Annotated in this window: 16 protein-coding genes; 8 read left to right on the top strand and 8 right to left on the bottom strand. The window is 72.1% G+C overall.

Translation table 11 applies throughout. The features are described 5' to 3' along the window. Nucleotides 1-10: 10 nt before the first annotated feature. A complete protein-coding gene (locus ACFYRY_RS15875; RefSeq protein WP_389144882.1) occupies nucleotides 11-325 on the top strand; it encodes an LPXTG cell wall anchor domain-containing protein in 315 nt (104 codons plus the stop codon). A 43-nt stretch (nucleotides 326-368) separates the two neighbouring features. Then, nucleotides 369-1178 carry a hypothetical protein gene (locus ACFYRY_RS15870; protein WP_389144880.1) on the top strand — a complete coding sequence of 270 codons (810 nt, stop codon included), beginning with the start codon at nucleotides 369-371 and terminating at the stop codon, nucleotides 1176-1178. Between the two features lie 58 nt (nucleotides 1179-1236). On the opposite strand, the gene hutH is transcribed toward ACFYRY_RS15870, so the two are convergent. From hutH to ACFYRY_RS15855, 3 genes are all read right to left on the bottom strand, one after another. Continuing rightward, the gene (hutH, locus tag ACFYRY_RS15865; RefSeq protein WP_389146246.1) at nucleotides 1237-2775 is read right to left on the bottom strand and encodes a histidine ammonia-lyase; all 1539 of its coding nucleotides are present in this window, start codon (nucleotides 2773-2775) and stop codon (nucleotides 1237-1239) included. Nucleotides 2776-2898: 123 nt separating this feature from the next. After that, a complete protein-coding gene (locus tag ACFYRY_RS15860) occupies nucleotides 2899-4044 on the bottom strand; it encodes a diguanylate cyclase domain-containing protein (RefSeq protein WP_389144877.1) in 1146 nt (381 codons plus the stop codon). A gap of 144 nt (nucleotides 4045-4188) precedes the next feature. Next, nucleotides 4189-4989 (bottom strand): enoyl-CoA hydratase/isomerase family protein, encoded by an 801-nt coding sequence (locus tag ACFYRY_RS15855; RefSeq protein WP_389144874.1) that lies wholly within the window; start codon nucleotides 4987-4989, stop codon nucleotides 4189-4191. A gap of 220 nt (nucleotides 4990-5209) precedes the next feature. On the opposite strand from ACFYRY_RS15855, the gene ACFYRY_RS15850 reads away from it, so the two are divergent. After that, nucleotides 5210-5974: a hypothetical protein gene (locus tag ACFYRY_RS15850; RefSeq protein WP_389144871.1), complete on the top strand. Its 765-nt coding sequence runs from the start codon at nucleotides 5210-5212 to the stop codon at nucleotides 5972-5974. A gap of 88 nt (nucleotides 5975-6062) precedes the next feature. Here ACFYRY_RS15850 and ACFYRY_RS15845 read toward each other — a convergent pair whose 3' ends face one another. After that, nucleotides 6063-7226, bottom strand: coding sequence for an adenylate/guanylate cyclase domain-containing protein (locus ACFYRY_RS15845; RefSeq protein ID WP_389144868.1), 1164 nt, complete (start codon nucleotides 7224-7226; stop codon nucleotides 6063-6065). Nucleotides 7227-7374: 148 nt separating this feature from the next. Further along, nucleotides 7375-8241, bottom strand: coding sequence for a biotin--[acetyl-CoA-carboxylase] ligase (locus tag ACFYRY_RS15840; protein ID WP_389144865.1), 867 nt, complete (start codon nucleotides 8239-8241; stop codon nucleotides 7375-7377). A 110-nt stretch (nucleotides 8242-8351) separates the two neighbouring features. Here ACFYRY_RS15840 and ACFYRY_RS15835 point away from each other — a divergent pair, with 110 nt between their 5' ends. The 4 genes from ACFYRY_RS15835 to ACFYRY_RS15820 all read left to right on the top strand — a co-directional run bounded on the left by ACFYRY_RS15835 (nucleotide 8352) and on the right by ACFYRY_RS15820 (nucleotide 11110). Beyond that, nucleotides 8352-9962 carry an acyl-CoA carboxylase subunit beta gene (locus ACFYRY_RS15835; protein WP_389144862.1) on the top strand — a complete coding sequence of 537 codons (1611 nt, stop codon included), beginning with the start codon at nucleotides 8352-8354 and terminating at the stop codon, nucleotides 9960-9962. 17 nt (nucleotides 9963-9979) lie between these two features. Next, complete coding sequence (locus tag ACFYRY_RS15830) at nucleotides 9980-10189, top strand: acyl-CoA carboxylase epsilon subunit (RefSeq protein WP_389144859.1); 210 nt, start codon at nucleotides 9980-9982, stop codon at nucleotides 10187-10189. A gap of 130 nt (nucleotides 10190-10319) precedes the next feature. Next, a complete protein-coding gene (mmpB, locus tag ACFYRY_RS15825) occupies nucleotides 10320-10448 on the top strand; it encodes a morphogenic membrane protein MmpB (RefSeq protein ID WP_389144857.1) in 129 nt (42 codons plus the stop codon). Nucleotides 10449-10489: 41 nt separating this feature from the next. Further along, nucleotides 10490-11110: a Maf family protein gene (locus ACFYRY_RS15820; RefSeq protein WP_389144855.1), complete on the top strand. Its 621-nt coding sequence runs from the start codon at nucleotides 10490-10492 to the stop codon at nucleotides 11108-11110. A 30-nt stretch (nucleotides 11111-11140) separates the two neighbouring features. Here the strand turns inward: ACFYRY_RS15820 and ACFYRY_RS15815 are convergent, their stop codons facing one another. Further along, on the bottom strand, nucleotides 11141-11635 hold the full coding sequence (locus tag ACFYRY_RS15815; protein ID WP_389144852.1) for a hypothetical protein: 495 nt from the start codon (nucleotides 11633-11635) through the stop codon (nucleotides 11141-11143). A 373-nt stretch (nucleotides 11636-12008) separates the two neighbouring features. On the opposite strand from ACFYRY_RS15815, the gene ACFYRY_RS15810 reads away from it, so the two are divergent. Beyond that, nucleotides 12009-13781, top strand: a complete 1773-nt coding sequence (locus ACFYRY_RS15810) for an acetyl/propionyl/methylcrotonyl-CoA carboxylase subunit alpha (RefSeq protein ID WP_389144849.1) — start codon at nucleotides 12009-12011, stop codon at nucleotides 13779-13781. Nucleotides 13782-13854: 73 nt separating this feature from the next. On the opposite strand, the gene ACFYRY_RS15805 is transcribed toward ACFYRY_RS15810, so the two are convergent. Together ACFYRY_RS15805 and ACFYRY_RS15800 are read right to left on the bottom strand one after the other, a co-directional pair. Then, on the bottom strand, nucleotides 13855-14826 hold the full coding sequence (locus ACFYRY_RS15805; protein ID WP_389144846.1) for a DeoR/GlpR family DNA-binding transcription regulator: 972 nt from the start codon (nucleotides 14824-14826) through the stop codon (nucleotides 13855-13857). Nucleotides 14827-14992: 166 nt separating this feature from the next. Then, a complete protein-coding gene (locus ACFYRY_RS15800; protein WP_389144843.1) occupies nucleotides 14993-16441 on the bottom strand; it encodes an NAD(P)H-quinone dehydrogenase in 1449 nt (482 codons plus the stop codon). Between the last annotated feature and the right edge of the window lie 117 nt (nucleotides 16442-16558).

The following is a 16558-nucleotide window of genomic DNA, read 5'->3' as shown; positions in this document are numbered from 1 at the left end:
TCGATATTCCGTGTCATCCGTTCGCCGTCCGTTGCTGACCGCCACCGCCGCGGGGACCCTGCTGGGTGCCCTCTGGTTCGTCCCGTCCGCCAACGCGACAGACGACCTCCCGGCCAGAACGGAGCCCTCGGCCACCCCGAGCTCCCAGGTCACCACCCAGGCGCGAGCGGCCACCGAGGCCTCGTCGACAACCGTCGAGGGCGCCCGGCTCGCCGACACCGGCAGCTTCGACACCACGCCCTACGTCATCGGGGGCACGGCCTCCCTCGCCCTGGGCGCCGGGTTCGTGGTGTATTCGGTACGTCGGGAACGTCTCGACCTTTGACAGTGGCTTGACGTGTTCTTGACGAGGCCTTCATAGTCCGCCCATGAAGAGATCATCGAGGGCGCGCTTAGGCGCCACAGCGGCCGTGTGCGCGCTGTCCATCGCCCTCATCACCGGTTGCGGCGGGGGTTCGGACGACTCGGACGCGTCCGAGAGCTCGAACAAGCCCTCCTCCTCGCCCGCGAAGACCGCGGAGACCGCGAAGACGCTCACCTCGGCCGAACTGAAGAAGCTGATCGTCACGAAGGCCGACCTCGAAGGCTACGACGTCGACTCCGCCGACACCGGGGGCCGGTTCGCCGAGTCCAAGGACGAGGTGACGGTGGCGGACGCCCGGTGCGAGCCGATCGCGTACGTACTCACCGGGTTCGCGCCGGGTGAGGAGAGCGCGTTCGTCAGCCGGATGGCCAGCCCCGCGGCCCAGGTGATCACGAGCAAGCCGGAAGCGGAATCCACCGACCCGCTCGAGGACGCGCTGGGCGCCACGATGACCATCGTCTCCCTCTCCTCCTACGAAGGTGACGGCGCCGAGCGGACCATGAGGGCCCTCGGCGATGCCGTCGCCGGCTGCACGGGCGGCTTCACCGCGTCGGCAAAGGGCCAGGACACCGAGAAGTTCACCAAGGTCAGCACGGAGAAGTCCGCCGCGACCAGTGGCGAGTCGATGGCGTTCGCGGTGACCGGCGCGACCGAGGGCGGCGGCGAGCCGACCGTGCACGCGCAGGTCGTGCGCCACGGCTCCACCATCGCCACGTACTACTCGATCAACCTGGCCGCTCTGGGCGGCGGCAAGCAGACGAAGTACAGCGTCCCCGCCGCGATCGTGAAGGCCCAGGCGGCCAAGCTCGCGTGACCCGCCGGGGCCCCGTCGCAGGTCCGACGGGGCCCCGCACGTCCTGTCGCCCTCCCGCCTACCGCAGCGGTCCGGTGACCGTCTCCGCCGCCGCGACCAGCAGCCCGTCCCGCACGAAGGCGTCGACCGCGGCCAGGTCGGGCGCCAGGAACCGGTCGGGGCCGGCACCTCGCACCCCCGCCTTCCGTACGGCGTCGATGACCGCCCGGGAGGCGGGCGCCGGGGCCAGTCCGTCGCGCAGCTCCACGGCGCGGGTGGCGGCGTACAGCTCCACGGCGACGACCCGGGTGAGGTTGTCGACGGCGGTGCGCAGCTTGCGGGCGGCCGACCAGCCCATGGAGACGTGGTCCTCCTGCATCGCGGAGGACGGGATGGAGTCCGCCGACGCCGGTACGGCCAGCCGCTTCAGCTCGCTGACCAGCGCGGCCTGCGTGTACTGGGCGATCATCAGCCCGGAGTCCACACCCGGGTCGTCGGCGAGGAACGGCGGCAGACCGTGGCTGCGGTTCTTGTCGAGCAGCCGGTCGGTACGGCGCTCGGCGATGGAGGCGAGGTCGGCGGCCGCGATGGCGAGGAAGTCGAGGACGTAGGCCACCGGGGCGCCATGGAAGTTGCCGTTGGACTCCACCCGGCCGTCGGGCAGCACCACCGGGTTGTCCACCGCCGACGCCAGCTCGCGCTCGGCGACCAGGCGGGCGTGGGCCAGGGTGTCCCGTCCGGCGCCGGCGACCTGCGGGGCGCAGCGCACGGAGTAGGCGTCCTGGACGCGGGGGGCGTCGTCCTGGTGGTGGCCGGTGAGCTCCGAACCCTCCAGTACGGCCAGCATGTTGGCGGCGGCGGCGGCCTGTCCGGGGTGCGGGCGGATGGCGTGCAGCTCGGGGGCGAGGACCTTGTCGGTGCCGAGCAGGGCCTCCAGCGACAGCGCCGCGGTGATGTCGGCGGACTTGTAGAGCGTGTCCAGGTCCGCGAGGGCCATGACCAGCATGCCGAGCATGCCGTCGGTGCCGTTGAGGAGGGCGAGGCCCTCCTTCTCGCGCAGTTCGACGGGGGCGATGCCGTGCTCGGCGAGCAGCTCACCGGCGGGGCGCACGACACCGTCCGGGCCCTCGGCGTCCCCCTCGCCCAGCAGGGTCAGGGCGCAGTGGGACAGCGGGGCCAGGTCGCCGGAGCAGCCGAGGGAGCCGTACTCGTGGACGACCGGGGTGATGCCGGCGTTGAGGACGTCGGCCATGGTCTGGGCGACCTCGGGGCGGACGCCGGTGTGTCCGGAGCAGACGGTTTTCAGCCGCAGGAACATCAGGGCGCGCACGACCTCGCGCTCGACCCGCGGCCCCATCCCGGCGGCGTGCGAGCGGACGATGTTGCGCTGCAGCTGGGCCCGCAGGTCCCGGCTGATGTGCCGGGTCGCCAGCGCGCCGAAGCCGGTGCTCACGCCGTAGACGGGGTCGGGCTTGGCCGCGAGCTGGTCCACGATCCCGCGAGCGGCGGCGAGGGCCAGGACCGCCTCCTCGGAGAGCTCGATCCGGGCATCGGCTCGCGCCACGGCGAGAACGTCGGACGCGGTGACCCCGGACGTCCCCACCACCACAGTGTGCATATCCATATTCAGGAGCGTACGCAGTGAATTCCAGGATGTCACCAGTGGGGGCGGGGTTCACCCCTTACCAATACGTCACACCCGCAGACCACACCCACGCCCACGGACCCCGAGACAGCCGCGTCAGGGCCGCCCCCGGAACCGGCGGCGTTCGACGGTCCGTTCGGCGGCGGGCTGGTCGGCCAGCCGTACGACCGGATCGTCGGCACCCCCGCGCCCGGCGACCACCGGCCGGGTGGCCCGGTCCGCCTTGGCCCGGTACTGGGCGGCGTCGGCGAGCCTGAACAGCCGGCGGGCGGACAGCACGGGCCCGATGGGGTCCTCGGTGGACGCGACTCCGCAGGACACCCCCTCGCCCAGCTCCAACTCGGCGGCCCGGCGGCAGAGTTCCCTGGCGGCCATGACCACCTCGTCGGCGGGCGACCCGACCGCGAGCAGACAGAACTCGTCCCCGCCCAGGCGCGCGGCGAGGGCCCCGGGCAGCATGGCGCCGCACAGCGACAGCACGGACCCGAAGCGTTCGAGGAGCCGGTCCCCGACGGCGTGCCCGCGAGTGTCGTTGACGCGCTTGAGCCCGTTCAGATCACAGACGACGAGACTGACGACGATCCCTTCCGTACGGTGCCGCTCCACCACCTCCTCCAGCCGGACGTCGACCGCGCGCCGGTTGGCGAGGCCGGTGAGGGCGTCGGTGAACGCCAGCCGCCGCACCTCCTCCAGCCGCTCGGTCTGGGCGATGCCCGCGGCGACGACGGCGGCCAGGACGGTGGCGAAGTCCGCGTCGCCGCGGTCGAAGACGGGAGCGCCGACCGGGCGGGCCACATACAGCTCGCCCCACGCCAGCCCGTGCAGCACGATCGGCGCCACGACGCAGCAGCCGCGCCCCCGGTGGCGCAGGGCGGCGACGCGCTGATGGACGTAACCGGGCCGGCGCCCGGCGGCGGGCCCCTGCGCGGTCTCCACCCAGGCGTGGGGCTCACCGCCCCCCGCCCACCGCTCGTGCAGGAACTCGGTGATCTCGGCGAACTGATGCACCGGGTAGGCCTCGGTCTCCGGGAACTCCTCCTCCCCCGCGGCCCGCTCCCCGACGTTCACCAGCACCCGCAGCCGTCCGAGCTCCCGCTCCCACACCGACAGCGCGGCGAAACTCCCGCCGAGCGCGCGGCGCCCGCCGTTCGCGGCGGCCCGCCACACCTCCCGCGAGGTGTGCGCCGCGGCCATGCCCTGCGCCAGCGCGACGACACCCGCGAGCCGACTGTCCTCACCCATCACTCCAGGCTAAGGAGGTTCGGGACGAACAGGACAGTTGACGCGGCGGTGGGGTGAGCGGGGCCCGGCGGGCACCGCGGGGCGGACCACCACTCCCCCGGCCCCCGCGGCCCCGCCTCTCGTCGAGGCGGGGGCGGCCGCCCGTCACTCCCCCGGCCATTCCGGCTTGCGCTTCTCGTTGAACGCCGCCACGCCCTCGGCCCGGTCCCCCGAGAACGCCACCGACCGCCAAGCCGCGTCCTCCACCTCCAGGCCCGCCCGAAGATCCAGCCCGTGCCCCAGCCGCAGCGCCCGCTTCGCCGCCCGCAGCCCCACCGGGGAGTTCGCCGCGATCCGCGCCGCCGTCGCCAGCGCTTCCTCGCGGTCCCGCCCCGTCTCCACCAGCTGGTCCACCAGCCCCAACGCGTGCGCCTCCGCGGCCTCCACCCGCCTGGCCGTGAAGATCAGCTCGGCCGCCCGGGCCGCCCCCACCCGCCGCGGCAGCAGCTGGGTGCCGCCGCCGCCCGGAATGACCCCGACCGACACCTCCGGCAGCCCCACCACGGCCGTACGGTCCGCCACGATCAGGTCGCACGCCAGGGCCATCTCGAAGCCGCCGCCCAGCGCGAACCCGTGCACCGCCGCGATCACCGGCACCGGCAGCTGGAGCACGCCGGTGTACGCGCCCCGGGTCACCGGTCGCTGCCGCACCAGGTCGGCGTCGGAGAAGGAGTTGCGCTCCTTCAGGTCGGCGCCGACGCAGAACGCCCGCTCATGGGTCGAGCTCAGCACGACCACACGCACGTCCCGGTCCTCGGCCAGCGCCGTACAGGCCGCCGTGAGAGACCTGGCCATCCCGGTCGAGACCGCGTTCATGGCCTTGGGCCGGTCCAGGGCCAGCTCCGCGACATGCCCCTGCTCGTGCCGCCGCACCAGCACGAACTCCCCGAACCGTTCCTCGCCCATGACACCCTCCCGGTTAACGACGGTTAACATCACCTGCCCCGATCATCGCAGCCCGGCCCCCCGGGGGAAAGAGTGGGCGCGGCGGCAGGTTCCCGCGACCACGCCCGACACCCCGTTCGAGTGAACATCCCTCCCAACCCCCACCGCACCGCCCACACGAGCGCATAACGTGCGTCCGCCACTGCGCACCGGGGGCGCGAGCGCATGGGGAGGGAACGCGATGACGACGACGTACCGGCCGGCCGAGCCGAGAAGGACCACCGCGCCACGTGCGGCGACCGCGCCACAGGCCGCCACCGGGCCTCCCGAGCCGTACGGCACCGACGACCACACCCCCACCGCAACGGGTACAGGTACCGGCCCCGGACCCCGGCTCTGGGCGCCTCGGGGCCGTCACCGCAGGCCCCGCCCCCGCAAGGTGCTGCTTGCCGCGGGAGGCATGGCGTTGGCCGCCGGTGTGCTGGGTCTCGTACGGATGACGCCCGAGTCGGGGGTCGCCAGTCTCGGCACCGCGGAGGCCGAACCCCGCCCGGACAGCCCGGCCGCCGCCACCGGCACGGACCGGGCGACCACGACCGCCGCGACCGTCCCCGAGGCCAGTCCGTCGGCGACCGCCGTCCTGGGCGGGGCGAGCGCCACCCCGTTACGGACCGTGCGCCTGGCGCCCACGTCGTCCACGACCACCGCACCACCGACCCCCGCGCCGGGCACCACGACCGTCCCGGACACCACCGGCATCCCGGACGCCCCGAACCCGCCCGGATCCCCCGCACCCGCCGACACTCCCCGGTGGTCGGCCCCCGCCGACACCACCACCCCACGACCGGCCCGGACCCCGTCCCTGAAACCGACCCCGGCCCCGCGCCCGAGCCACACCCCGGCCGCGCCGACCCCGGAGCCCCGGCAGCCCGGCCAGGGGCATCCCCACCGGCCGGGCCTGTGCATGCCGATCATCGGCGTGTGCGTCGACCCGCTGAACCACTGAGCCGGCCCCACAGGCCCCGCAGACCCCACAGCCCCCGCAGACCGCTGAAGCGCGCGGTCAGGCGGCGTCTAGCGGCGTCCCCGCCCGCTCAGGGCGTCGTCCCGTCCCGGCGCGTGAGCAGCCACGGCTCGACCACCCCGAGCCCTCGCACCGGCCGCTGCCACATCGGCTGCAGCGCGAAGCGGTACGTCGGCGGCTCCTCGCCCTCCTTCTCGGCGGTCGCCGCGGCCTCGGCCGCCTCCGCCTCCGAGGCCGGGGCCTCGGCGGTACGGATCAGCTCCTCCGCGAGGGCGCTGTCGACGAGGACGGCGTCACGCGGAGCTATCGACGTCAACCGGGAGGCGAGGTTCACCGTCGTACCGAAGACATCGCCCATTCGGGTGGTCACGGTGCCGAAGGCGATGCCGACCCGCAGCTCGGGCATGGTCTCGTCGTTCGCCATGGTCTCGATCAGGCGCAGCGCGATCTCGGCGGCCACGCCCGCGTCGTCGGCGGCGTACAGCACCTCGTCGCCGAGCGTCTTGATGAGCCGTCCGCCGTTCGCCGCGACCAGGTCGGCGGCGGTGGTCTCGAAGGCCTCGACGAGTTCGCCGAGTTCCTCCTCCTCCATCCGCCGGGTCAGCCGCGTGAACCCGACGAGGTCGGCGAAGCCGACGGCGAGACGCCGGTCGACCATCTCCTCGTCGTCGGCGGCCTGGACGACCCGGCCGGCCGAGGCGGCGAGCTGGCGGCGCCAGACGTAGACGAGGAACTCCTCCAGCTCGGGCAGGAGCAGCTCGACGATGGGGTACGTCACCTCGGTGCGCGTCATCCCCGGCTCGGGCGGCTCGGTCAGCCCCTCCAGGAAGGAGTCCATCTGCCACTCGGCGAGCCGGGCCGTGGTCTGGCCGGTGGACCTGGCCACCTGCACGGCCATCGCCTCGCTCAGCAGTCCGGCCTCGACGAGACCCGCGAGCCGGCGCAGCGCCAGCACGTCCGCCTCGGTGAGCGCCTTGGCCTGGCCAATGTCGGCGAAGCCCATCGCCCGCCAGAAACGCGAGGCCAGCTCCATGGAGACACCCGCGCTGCGGGCCGCCTGGAAGGGGGTGTAGCGCCGCTCGGCGCCGAGAATCAGATGTTCGAGGCGCAGGGCGAGCGGGTTTCCGCCGGGGTCGGGGGCGTCGGGGTCTCCCCGCTCGAACGAATTCGCGTGCGGGGGAGGGTCCACCGGGCCGTCCGCGTCCGCGCCGGAGCCCGTGTCGTCGACGGTCACGCCTGTTGCCCTTCCGATCTGCCACGGTCAGGTATCGACCGGCCTTCACTTTACGGTAGGTGTGCCGCAGCTCACTCCGTCAGGTTGGATGACGGTTCAACCGGCCGTCCGGTACCTGGCCGGTCGGGCCGTATGTCCCTAGTGGGCCTTACGCCGGCCGCAGGTGCACGATGTCTCCCGCCCCCACCGGCTGCTGCACGCCCTCCCCGGTCGCGATCACGAGTCTGCCGTCCCCGTCGACCGCGACCGCCTCGCCCACGATCGACCGGTCCCCCGGCAGCTGGGCCCGTACCGTCCGGCCGAGCGTCGCGCAGCCCGCCACGTAGGCCTCCTGCAAGCCGCTGAGGCCCGGGTCCCCGCCCGCCTCCCGCCACTTCCCGTACCACTGCTCCAGGGAACGGAGCACGCCCCGCAGCAGTGGATCCCGGTCCGTGCTCACCGCGTCCGCCAGCACCAGGGACCCGGCCTGCGGCACCGGCAGTTCCTCCGCGCGCAGGGTCACGTTGATGCCGACGCCGACGACGACGCCGTCGTCCGCGGCCCGCTCCGCGAGGATCCCACCGGCCTTGCGTTCCTCACCGCCCACGGTGACCAGCAGGTCGTTGGGCCATTTCAGGGACGTGTCCACCCCGGCCGCCCGCGCCAGCCCGGTCGCCACCGCCACCCCGGTCAGCAGCGGCAGCCAGCCCCAGCGGGGCACCGGCACCTCGCTCGGCCTCAGCAGCACGGAGAAGAACAGGCCCGAGCGGGCCGGCGCCGTCCACTGCCGGTCCAGGCGGCCCCGCCCGGCCGACTGCTCCTCCGCGACCAGGACCGCGCCCTCGCTCGCCTCGCCCGCCGCCGCGCGGGCCACCAGGTCGGAGTTGGTGGAGCCGGTCCGCTCCACCACGTCCACCGACGACCACAGCCCGCCCTCCCGCACCAGCCCGCGCCGCAGCGCGGCACCATTGAGGGGCGGCCGGTCCAGGTCCGCCCACCGGCTGTCGTTCGCGTCAGAACCATCTCGCGGCGTCATGCAACCCACCCTAGGTGTGGGAAACGCCGCACTGCCGAACGAGGGGCACCCCACTACTCTACGGATGAGTAACCGTCCCCCCTTTTGAGCAGGCAGGGAGCGCCATCCCGATGTCCGAGCCGGCAGAGCGTCAAGAGATCCCAGGGATCGACATCCACACCACCGCGGGCAAGCTCGCGGATCTCCAGCGCCGTATCGAGGAAGCGACGCACGCCGGCTCCGCACGCGCCGTCGAGAAACAGCACGCCAAGGGCAAGTTGACCGCTCGCGAGCGGATCGACCTGCTGCTCGACGAGGGATCGTTCGTCGAACTCGACGAGTTCGCCCGGCACCGCTCCACCAACTTCGGCCTGGACGCCAACCGCCCGTACGGGGACGGCGTCGTCACCGGGTACGGCACCGTCGACGGCCGTCCGGTCGCCGTGTTCTCCCAGGACTTCACCGTCTTCGGCGGCGCGCTCGGCGAGGTCTACGGCCAGAAGATCGTCAAGGTGATGGACTTCGCGCTGAAGACCGGCTGTCCCGTCATCGGCATCAACGACTCCGGCGGTGCCCGCATCCAGGAGGGCGTGGCCTCGCTCGGCGCGTACGGCGAGATCTTCCGCCGCAACACCCACGCCTCCGGGGTGATCCCGCAGATCAGCCTGGTCGTCGGCCCGTGCGCGGGCGGCGCGGTCTACTCGCCCGCGATCACCGACTTCACGGTCATGGTCGACCAGACCTCGCACATGTTCATCACCGGCCCGGACGTCATCAAGACGGTCACCGGCGAGGACGTCGGGATGGAGGAGCTCGGCGGCGCCCGTACCCACAACTCCACCTCCGGCGTGGCCCACCACATGGCCGGGGACGAGAAGGACGCCGTCGAGTACATCAAGCAGCTGCTGTCGTACCTGCCGTCCAACAACCTCTCCGAGGCCCCGGCCTTCCCGGAGGAGGCGGACCTCACCGTCACCGACGAGGACCGCGAACTGGACACGATCGTCCCGGACAGCGCGAACCAGCCGTACGACATGCACACGGTGATCGAGCACGTCCTGGACGACACCGAGTTCTTCGAGACCCAGGCGCTGTACGCGCCGAACATCATCACCGGGTACGGGCGGGTCGAGGGCCACCCGGTCGGCATCGTCGCCAACCAGCCGATGCAGTTCGCGGGCTGCCTCGACATCAAGGCCAGCGAGAAGGCGGCCCGCTTCGTGCGGACCTGCGACGCCTTCAACATCCCGGTGATCACCTTCGTGGACGTGCCCGGCTTCCTGCCCGGTGTCGACCAGGAGCACGACGGCATCATCCGGCGCGGCGCCAAGCTCATCTACGCCTACGCCGAGGCCACCGTCCCGCTCATCACGGTCATCACCCGCAAGGCCTTCGGCGGCGCCTACGACGTCATGGGCTCCAAGCACCTGGGCGCCGACCTCAACGTCGCCTGGCCCACCGCCCAGATCGCCGTGATGGGCGCCCAGGGCTCGGTCAACATCCTGCACCGCCGCACGATCGCCGAGGCGACGGCCGCGGGCGAGCTGGAGGCGACCCGGGCCCGGCTCATCCAGGAGTACGAGGACGCCCTCCTCAACCCCTACATCGCGGCCGAGCGCGGTTACGTCGACGCCGTCATCATGCCGTCGGACACCCGCCGGCACGTCGTACGGGGTCTGCGTCAGCTGCGTACCAAGCGCGAGTCGCTGCCGCCCAAGAAGCACGGCAACATCCCCCTCTAGGACGACAGGGAGCCGTCATGAACATCAAGGTCGTACGGGGCAACCCGACCCCCGAGGAGCTGGCCGCCGCCCTGGCGGTGGTCCGAGCCCGCGCCGCGGCCGCGGCCTCGGTGCCGCCGCGCGCGGCGCGGGACCGGGACTCCTGGTCGGACCCGGCCAGGATCGCGTCCCACCGCCTGCCTCAGCCGGGGACGACGTCCTGGGCCCGTACCTACTGGCCGGGCTGAGCCAGGGCGTGTTGCGGCCGTGACCGGCGCACGGCCCCACCGGCCCGCGGCCGCATCACCACGACCGCGGGCACCAACTTGAGTACGCGTACTCAGGCGCCCGGCGAGCGAGCACCGCACGCTGGTAACCATGCTGTGGTCCGACCCCGAGAACGAACCGCCCGAGGAACTGCGTGACACGCAGGCCATGCTCCGTCGGCTGGGCGTTCTCGTGGCACTCGCCATGGTGCTGGCGATGATCGTCATCGGACTGCGCTGAGATCCCGGCCCGGCGCGCCGGGCCGCCGATACGCTGACCGCATGAATGCTCAGCCACGCCGCCGACTCGTGCTCGCCTCCCAGTCCCCCGCCCGGCTCGGACTGCTGCGTCAGGCCGGACTCGACCCCGAGGTGATCGTCAGCGGTGTCGACGAGGACGCCGTCACCGCGCCGACCCCCGCCGAGCTGGCGCTCGCCCTGGCCGAGGCGAAGGCCTCCGTGGTCGCGGCGAAGCCCGAGGTACGGGGCGCCCTGGTGATCGGCTGCGACTCGGTGCTCGACCTGGACGGTCAGGCGCTCGGCAAACCGGCGGACGCCGAGGAGGCCACCGCCCGCTGGAAGGCGATGCGCGGACGCGCCGGGACCCTCCAGACCGGCCACTGCGTCTACGACACCAGCACCGGCCGGTATGTCTCCGCCACCGCCTCCACCGTGGTCCGCTTCGGCGAGCCGACCGACGACGAGGTCGCCGCGTACGTCGCCTCGGGCGAACCGCTGTACGTCGCCGGGGCGTTCACCCTGGACGGCCGCTCGGCCCCGTTCATCGACGGTATCGAGGGCGACCACGGCAACGTGATCGGCCTCAGCCTGCCGCTCGTCCGCCGGCTGCTGGCCGAACTGGGCGTCGGGATCACGCAGCTGTGGACACCGCCGGAGAAGTGACCGGCGCCGCGGGGCGGGTGGGGGACGCCCTCAGGACGTGCTGGGCGCCGGGGGCGGGGTGATCGGGGAACCCCCGTCGCCCTTGGACCCGTTCGGGGTACCACCGGCGGGCTGCGTGTCGGCGGGCGCGCCGGGGCTGTCGTACGTCATCAGCAGCAGCACGACCAGGCCCAGCATCAGGACCATGAACAGGAACTCGGGCCAGCCCATCAGCCCCCACGCGAACGCGCCGAGCAGCCCGTGCACCACCGCCACGCTGATCAGCAGGACGCGTCCGAGGCCGGCGGGCGCACGGTCGCGCAGGGCCACCAGCAGCGCGACCAGGCCGCAGAAGGCGAAGTAGAGACCGAAGACGATCCCGCCGATCTTCGACGACGTGGACATCGCGTCGGGGTCGAGACCGGCCAGGGACATGTCCTGGCGGTCGACGACGATCCCGAGAAACCAGTTCAACGCGGCGACACCGAGCGCCTCCACGAAGAGCACGACCGCCACGACCCACGCCACCGGCCTGCGCACCACCACCGGTCCACCCACCTTCGACTGCGACCCGAGCACGGCTGCTGTGGCCTGAAGTACGTTCGAGACATCATGAACGCTACTAACCGGTAAACGTGGGGACAAGAGTCCGTCGGCGGGCAAAGAATCATTGGGCCATTCGTAGGGACTCGACAAAGAAACGTAGTGGGCCGCAGCACGCCACCACAGAGACCTTGACCACATGGGAGGGCTAGGGTTTCCGGGAGGAGTCCCGCGTACCAAGGTGTGACAAGGGATTTCGTCGGTCGAGCAAGCCTCGTATAACGCTCCGTGTGGGCAAGCTCACCAAAGGGGACGGGTCGAAGTGTCGTGTCGGCAGTCCCTAAACTCGGCTTGTTTCAAGGAGGGAGCCTCAATCGTGCGCAAGGTGCTCATCGCCAACCGTGGCGAAATCGCTGTCCGCGTGGCCCGGGCCTGCCGGGATGCCGGTATCGCGAGCGTGGCCGTATACGCCGACCCGGACCGGGACGCTCTGCATGTCCGCGCCGCGGATGAGGCGTTCGCTCTGGGCGGTGACACTCCCGCGACCAGTTACCTCGACATCGAGAAGGTGCTGAATGCCGCGCGCGAGTCCGGCGCCGACGCCATCCACCCCGGATACGGCTTCCTCTCGGAGAACGCCGAGTTCGCGCAGGCGGTCCTGGACGCGGACCTGATCTGGATCGGCCCGCCGCCGCAGGCCATCCGTGACCTCGGTGACAAGGTCGCCGCCCGGCACATCGCCCAGCGGGCCGGCGCGCCCCTGGTCGCCGGCACGCCCGACCCGGTGTCCGGTTCCGAGGAGGTCGTCGCCTTCGCCCAGGAGCACGGCCTGCCCATCGCGATCAAGGCCGCCTTCGGCGGTGGCGGACGCGGCCTGAAGGTCGCCCGCACCCTCGAGGAAGTCCCCGAGCTCTACGACTCCGCCGTCCGCGAGGCGGTCGCCGCCTTCGGCCGGGGCGAGTGCTTCGTCGAGCGGTACCTGGACAAGCCCCGGCACGTGGAGACCCAGTGCCTGGCCGACCAGCACGGCAACGTGGTCGTCGTCTCCACCCGTGACTGCTCCCTCCAGCGTCGCCACCAGAAGCTGGTCGAGGAGGCCCCGGCGCCGTTCCTCTCCGAGGCTCAGGTCGCCGAGCTGTACTCCTCCTCGAAGGCGATCCTGAAGGAGGCCGGCTACGTCGGCGCCGGCACCGTCGAGTTCCTGGTCGGCCTCGACGGCACGATCTCCTTCCTGGAGGTCAACACCCGCCTCCAGGTGGAGCACCCGGTCACCGAGGAAGTCGCCGGCATCGACCTGGTCCGCGAGATGTTCCGTATCGCGGACGGCGAGGAGCTGGGCTACGGCGATCCCGAGCTGCGCGGCCACTCCTTCGAGTTCCGCATCAACGGCGAGGACCCCGGCCGCGGCTTCCTCCCGGCCCCCGGCACGGTCACCACGTTCGCGGCGCCCTCCGGCCCGGGCGTGCGCCTGGACGCGGGTGTCGAGTCCGGCTCGGTCATCGGCCCCGCCTGGGACTCCCTGCTCGCCAAGCTGGTCGTCACCGGCGCCACCCGCGCGCAGGCCCTCCAGCGTGCCGCGCGCGCCCTGGAGGAGTTCCAGGTCGAGGGCATGGCCACCGCCATCCCGTTCCACCGCGCGGTCGTCAAGGACCCGGCGTTCGCCCCCGAACTGACCGGCTCGACTGACCCGTTCACGGTCCACACCCGCTGGATCGAGACCGAGTTCGTCAACGAGATCAAGCCCTTCGCCGCTCCCGCCGACGCGGACACGGACGAGGAGCCGGGCCGCGAGACGGTCGTCGTCGAAGTCGGCGGCAAGCGCCTCGAGGTCTCCCTGCCGGTCTCGCTCGGCATGTCGCTGGCCCGCACCGGCCTCGCCGCCGGCGCCAAGCCCAAGCGCCGCGCGGCCAAGAAGTCCGGCCCCGCAGCCTCCGGCGACACCCTCGCCTCCCCGATGCAGGGCACCATCGTCAAGGTCGCCGTCGAGGAGGGCCAGGAGGTCAAGGAAGGCGACCTGATCGTCGTCCTCGAAGCGATGAAGATGGAACAGCCCCTCAACGCCCACAAGTCAGGCACCATCAAGGGCCTGTCCGCGGACGTCGGCGCGTCCCTCACGTCCGGCGCGCCCATCTGCGAGATCAAGGACTGACCCCGGCTGTATCGACGCGCCCGGCGGACTGACTTCCTCAGTCCGCCGGGCGCGTTCGTGTGCGGCCGCCCCGTCAGCGGCGGCGGAGGTCCGCGACCCGAGCCCGTTCCGCGCCGGCGGCCTGCTCTCCGAGGGCCGTGGCCGTGCCGGCCGTACGCAACCCCGGTCCGCCGCCGGGAACCTGACCTCGGCGCGGGCCCGGGACGGGCACGTCCCGACGCTGCCCGCGGCGCGCCGGGGCCTGGTCACCCCCCGGGTTCTCCGACGCCCCGGCCACGGCGATCTGCACCCCCTGGTCGGCGAGGGCCTGGAGTTCGGTGGCCGCACGGTCGTCGTGGGCGGGCGGTTCGTCCGTGACGAGGCGGGTGATGAAATCGGTCGGCACGGTCTGGAACATGGTGTCGGTGCCGAGCTTGGTGTGGTCGGCGAGGACGACGACCTCGGCGGCGGCCTGCACCAGCGCCCGGTCCACGGACGCCGACAGCATGTTGGACGTGGACAGCCCACGCTCGGCGGTCAGCCCGCTCCCGGACAGGAAGGCCCGGGAGACTCTGAGCCCCTGCAGGGACTGCTCGGCACCGCTGCCGACGAGGGCGTAGTTGGAGCCACGCAGGGTGCCGCCGGTCATCACGACTTCCACCCGGTTGGCATGGGCCAGCGCCTGGGCCACCAGCAGTGAGTTGGTGACGACGGTCAGCCCGGGCACCCGTGCGAGCCGGCGGGCCAGCTCCTGCGTGGTGGTACCCGCCCCGACCACGATGGCCTCGCCCTCTTCGACGAAGCTCGCGGCGAGATCGGCGATGGCCGTCTTCTCGGCGGTCGCGAGATGAGATTTCTGCGGAAAGCCGGACTCCCGCGTGAACCCGCCCGGCAATACCGCACCGCCATGCCGGCGGTCGAGGAGTCCTTCTGCCTCCAGTGCGCGCACGTCCCGCCGTACGGTCACTTCGGAGGTCTGGACGACGCGGGCGAGTTCACGGAGCGACACGGCCCCGTTCGCTCGCACCATTTCGAGGATCAATTGGCGACGTTCTGCAGCGAACACGAAACTGACAGTAACCCCAACGACCGTCTGGTTTCAGCAGTTTGCGCCGGATAACCGAAGTTGTTCGTACAGCAGGACGGCAAGTGGTATAGGGCCCATTCCACCCGCCTATGCCGCACGCATGCTCGACAACTCGCTGTGACCAGCGAGGAAACGCTTTCGGCCGTCAGCCTCCGTCGTCCGCCTTACGGGTGTGCAACTGCCGGGCGACCTCGGCGATCGAGCCCGAAAGGGAGGGATAGACAGTGAAGGCGTTCGCGATCTGCTCGACGGTCAGATTGTTGTCGACCGCGAGCGAGATGGGGTGGATCAGTTCCGAGGCGCGGGGCGCCACGACGACACCGCCCACCACGATCCCGGTCCCGGGACGGCAGAAGATCTTGACGAAGCCGTCCCGGATGCCCTGCATCTTCGCCCGCGGGTTGCGCAGCAGCGGCAGCTTCACGACCCGGGCGTCGATCTTCCCGCCGTCGACGTCGGCCTGGCTGTAGCCGACGGTGGCGATCTCCGGGTCGGTGAAGACGTTGGACGAGACGGTCTTCAGGTTCAGCGGGGCCACCGCGTCGCCCAGGAAGTGGTACATGGCGATACGCCCCTGCATGGCCGCCACCGAGGCGAGCGCGAACACCCCGGTCACGTCACCGGCCGCGTACACTCCCGGAGCAGTGGTCCGGGAGACCTTGTCGGTCCAGATGTGACCGGACTCCCGCAGCCTGACCCCGGCCTCCTCCAGCCCCATCCCGGCACTGTTCGGAATGGCGCCGACGGCCATCAGGCAGTGCGAGCCGCTGATGACCCGGCCGTCCGCCAGGGTGACCTCGACCCGGTCCCCCACCCGCTTCGCGGACTGGGCCCGGGAGCGCGCCATGACGTTCATGCCCCGGCGCCGGAAGACGTCCTCCAGCACGGCCGCGGCGTCCGGGTCCTCCCCCGGGAGCACACGGTCCCGCGACGACACCAGCGTGACCTTCGACCCCAGCGCCTGGTAGGCACCGGCGAACTCGGCACCGGTGACACCGGAGCCGACCACTATGAGCTCCTCGGGCAGCTCGGTCAGGTCGTACACCTGGGTCCAGTTCAGGATCCGCTCGCCGTCGGGCTGGGCGTCGGGCAGCTCACGGGGGTGCCCGCCGGTGGCGACCAGCACCGCGTCCGCGGTGAGCGTCTCCTCGCTCCCGTCGGCGGCCCGCACGATCACCTTGCGCGACCCGTCGAGGGCCTGCATGCCCTCCAGCCGTCCGCGCCCCCGCAGCACCCGGGCGCCGGCCCGGGTCACGGACGCGGTGATGTCGTGCGACTGGGCCAGCGCGAGCCGCTTCACACGCCGGTTGACCTTCCCCAGATCGACCCCCACCACCCGAGCGGCCTGCTCCATGGGCGGGGTGTCGTCGGCGACGATGATCCCCAGTTCCTCGTACGACGAGTCGAAGGTGGTCATCACCTCGGCCGTGGCGATCAGGGTCTTCGACGGCACGCAGTCCGTGAGGACCGACGCCCCGCCCAGGCCGTCGCAGTCGACGACGGTCACCTCCGCGCCGAGCTGAGCGGCCACCAGGGCCGCTTCGTATCCGCCGGGTCCGCCACCGATGATCACGATCCGAGTCACATGCCCCATTGTCCCGCACGCCCCACCACGCCACCGCCCCGGGGCCCCCGAGGAACCGCACCCCATGATGAGCACCGCAACGTATGAGACGGCTGAGGCGCCCGAGCCCACCTGCCGTACCCTCGA

Source organism: Streptomyces sp. NPDC005263 (genome assembly GCF_042872365.1).
Taxonomy (GTDB): domain Bacteria; phylum Actinomycetota; class Actinomycetes; order Streptomycetales; family Streptomycetaceae; genus Streptomyces.
Note: the sequence above shows the minus strand (reverse complement) of the source record. Positions and strands in the feature narration are given on the sequence as shown.